This is a genomic window from Candidatus Desulfatibia sp. (assembly GCF_036446775.1).
Taxonomy (GTDB): Bacteria; Desulfobacterota; Desulfobacteria; order Desulfobacterales; family UBA11574; genus Desulfatibia_A.
This window is the reverse complement of record NZ_JAZFTO010000165.1, coordinates 1-3,285: the sequence shown is the minus strand read 5'-3', so window position 1 is coordinate 3,285 and position 3,285 is coordinate 1. Positions and strand designations below refer to the sequence as shown.

General features: G+C 42.8%; 4 protein-coding genes. 1 reads left to right on the top strand and 3 read right to left on the bottom strand.

Annotation, left to right across the window (positions count from 1 at the left end; all coding sequences use genetic code 11):
* Positions 1-22 precede the first annotated feature (22 nt).
* Together V3S16_RS08225 and V3S16_RS08220 are read right to left on the bottom strand one after the other, a co-directional pair.
* A complete protein-coding gene (locus V3S16_RS08225) occupies positions 23-841 on the bottom strand; it encodes a hypothetical protein (RefSeq protein WP_413884196.1) in 819 nt (272 codons plus the stop codon).
* 1 nt (position 842) lies between these two features.
* The gene (locus tag V3S16_RS08220; RefSeq protein ID WP_413884195.1) at positions 843-1,895 is read right to left on the bottom strand and encodes a type IV toxin-antitoxin system AbiEi family antitoxin; all 1,053 of its coding nucleotides are present in this window, start codon (positions 1,893-1,895) and stop codon (positions 843-845) included.
* Positions 1,896-2,077: 182 nt separating this feature from the next.
* On the opposite strand from V3S16_RS08220, the gene V3S16_RS08215 reads away from it, so the two are divergent.
* Positions 2,078-2,281, top strand: a complete 204-nt coding sequence (locus tag V3S16_RS08215; RefSeq protein ID WP_413884194.1) for a hypothetical protein — start codon at positions 2,078-2,080, stop codon at positions 2,279-2,281.
* 156 nt (positions 2,282-2,437) lie between these two features.
* On the opposite strand, the gene V3S16_RS08210 is transcribed toward V3S16_RS08215, so the two are convergent.
* On the bottom strand, positions 2,438-2,836 hold the full coding sequence (locus V3S16_RS08210) for an EcsC family protein (protein ID WP_413884193.1): 399 nt from the start codon (positions 2,834-2,836) through the stop codon (positions 2,438-2,440).
* Positions 2,837-3,285 lie beyond the last annotated feature (449 nt).

Here is a 3,285-nt window from a genome sequence, read left to right as displayed (position 1 = left end):
CGGGAATGGATATAGCGCACAATCAATTTATTTCAAAATCTAAGCTTTTTAGCAATGCTTGTACTCGTTGAAACGCGTCTTGTCGCAAAAATGCCCTATAATCCGGATCTGTCGTTCCTTCTTCTGATACTACATCTGTTGGCCCTCGGGCCTTAATAGATCCAAAATATATAGACAGCAAAGTTAATGCATTTTTTACACTGCCTTTTTTTAACTGCGGAAGAAACTCCTGCGCCACGATGTCAACCCCACCGGGGTTGTTGGCCAGGCAGAACCAGATATCATATGCATCTTTTGTTTTGCTTCGAATGTTCATCGCATGAGCTTTCATAACAATTAGAGCCATAATTCCGGCGGATTTGATTTCCGCCGAATACTGCTTCCCATTCGGAAGTACCCCCTCAACTCTGACTTTCTTTTTAACATCAAAACCAAGCTCGCAACCCGGTGCGGCAATAGCACTGATTCCGGTAATATCGAAAAATTCATTTCTTGGCATATAGCTTTGTTCGCTAGTGAAAAAGTCAACCGGCACATTTATCAACTGCTCGTCAATAATTATCTGTCTCATATATCGACCCGGCTCTGTACCGTGCCGATATCCGTTGGATAATAGAATCTCTGCCATAGTTTCCGAACCGGTTTCGATCAGAGTCCTGCCGTTTATGGCCAAATCCACATCGATAGTGCCTACATGTTTTTCTACAGCATCTGGAATAATCATAATAGGCACCCAGCCTCCAATCAGAATAAGACTTTCATGAAATTTTTCTAAAAGCTGAAAAACTTCAAGTAGAACCTGATGAGCGGCTCTGACAACTCGATCGCTGTAGTCGATCATTTTATTTTCCCCATTTTGGCTTTATGACTTCATTATAAATGAAGTCAGCAGCTTCTTTTCCCCGATCAGATAAAGTATTTAAATCGAGATAAAGCTGTATTGGGGAAACCAAATGCACCCCTTCAATGCGCTGTGTATAATAAAACACACCGTCATCGGAAGGATTCATGAAAATTATGTTTTCCCCACTGGTCACGGATTTAAGATCCAGACGCTTTGCCAAATCATCAATGCTGCCTTCCACGTAACAATGGATTCTATGGTAACGGACGAAAGGCGCCAACCGGGCTGCGCCGGCAAAACCAGAAAGCGCATATCGCACTTTTCCTTTACTGCAAACCTCCTCTATTTGTTTTTCCAATTGGGCCATTTTTGAAAGCGAATAAAAGCTTTGAATTTGGGTGCCTTCGAATTGATAATTATTGCACCATTCTTGCAGGAGACTTTCCGGCTCACTTAATCTCATCCCTCTATTGTCGACGACAGCCAACTCACGATTGAGCAACTCCTCCTTAACATTATACACATGCCCGACACTTACTTTGGCTTCTTTCGCCAACGGCGCAATTTTCCAATACATGTTTGGATTGAACAATAATACCCGTAGTACGCGGGATGCTTTTATTTTGAATAAGGAGTTGAATTGGCGCCGGCTCAAATATGGATTTTTTTTGCCTTCTTTTTGTATGTAGAGACCACCAAATGAAATGAAACAGTTTCCAGCCAGATCGACAAATCCTATACCGGCGTTGCGTAACATTTTACCCGTTATTTCAGATATAAAGGGCGCAACAAATATCCGGTAAATCTTGGGTTCTTCAGCCAGAAAGCTCACCTTTTCGATTAGGATGCGTGCAAACCGGGGCTGGCCGCTTGCACTTATTTCGACATAAATTGCTTTCCGCCCAAAAGGAGTTTCTAAGTGAAGGATGTAATCCGGACCGGCGTCATTCAATGAAGTTTCCTTTTCGATCACCTTCATAAACGGAATATCACTCAGACAGTCTTCGATGGCCTTGGCGGCAGATAGACTCAAAGTTTGATTTTTCATCATTTTTATCCTTTTCAACAATTGTTGAAAATATTATAAACAATGAAAATGATGTTTGTCAACTGATATTTTCAATAAATAACATATTTTCAACAATTGTTGAAAACTTATAATTTGGTGAATTTATTAACTGACCATGTCGAGAACTTTTTTGGAGGAAGAAGTGAACGTCCCGCAAGTCTCTCGTGGTTCTTGTTTTATTCGCCTTTTTGGCCATTGCGGGCTGTGAAGGGACTGAAACTCGCGAGCAGGTGGATGACGTGGTGAAGGAACTCACCGGAAAGAAAGATATCGATCGAATGGACCAGATGAAAAAAGATATCAATAAAGCCGCGCAACAACAGGCGGATCGATTTAAAAAGACAGATGAAAGTGCTGACGAAAAATAGAAACTTATAATTTTATGTACGTTAGGACGCCTTTTTTAAGGGATGCCCCCCTTGCTAATCACAGTTTCTCGTATTGACGTTTAACCTCGTCAGTCCCGTAGACCCTCTCAAGCCTGCGTACAATAAAATGACCCCGGCCCATGTCTTGAAAATGATCTATGCTTCGAGCGTTTTGATCTTTTCACCTTCGCTCCGCGCGATATCGGCAATGGAACGGAGCATGATGATTGTTGAGACAGGCAACTCCACCGTAAGTGCCGGAAGGCCAAAGGCGCCACCTACTGCACCGGAAGTTGCAGCAAGCATTTTGTGCAAAAAACTCCAAGAAGATACCCTTGGCCGATCATCCATGGTCATGACCGCAAATTCCAGTGCCTTGCGCAATGATTCTTTTGTAGCCTGTTGAACCACATCTGACCATTTGGCGGGCAGACGCTCAAACCCTTTATCAATAGCTGTTCCCAATGCATCGGTTATTCTTGCAGCCAGCCCCGGGTTTTCTAAAAGTTCTTTTGCATATTGCAGATCCTCCAATTCGTTTTGTGACATGGGCATTTTGATTCGTTTCCCTTCCAGCTTATGTTATGGCGCCGATATTTGCCCAATGAGGGTGTAGATATTCTCCAGTTGTTCGGAGAGCAGCTTGCGACCTCAGAAAATGGTGTCGAAATGGTATCGCGTCTTGAATAATATTCACAATTCAAGAGGCGACACCAAACAATATTTCACACCCTCAAGTCAAGATTTGAGCTAATTTTCTAATTCTTCGCTCTGGGCCGAATAGAAACTTATAATTTTATGCACCCCTACCCCCCGGAAGTCCGAAGTCCCGCAGAGCCCCGCCTACAAGCTTTCTATTGATGCGGGAATGGATATAGCGCACAATCAATTTATTTCAAAATCTAAGCTTTTTAGCAATGCTTGTACTCGTTGAAACGCGTCTTGTCGCAAAAATGCCCTATAATCCGGATCTGTCGTTCCTTCTTCTGATACTACATCTGTTG

Bases quoted from the DNA above. Each gene is read 5' to 3' on its own strand.
- V3S16_RS08225 (WP_413884196.1), bottom strand. From the start codon at position 841: ATGATCGACTACAGCGATCGAGTTGTCAGAGCCGCTCATCAGGTTCTA.
- V3S16_RS08220 (WP_413884195.1), bottom strand. From the start codon at position 1,895: ATGATGAAAAATCAAACTTTGAGTCTATCTGCCGCCAAGGCCATCGAA.
- V3S16_RS08210 (WP_413884193.1), bottom strand. From the start codon at position 2,836: ATGCCCATGTCACAAAACGAATTGGAGGATCTGCAATATGCAAAAGAA.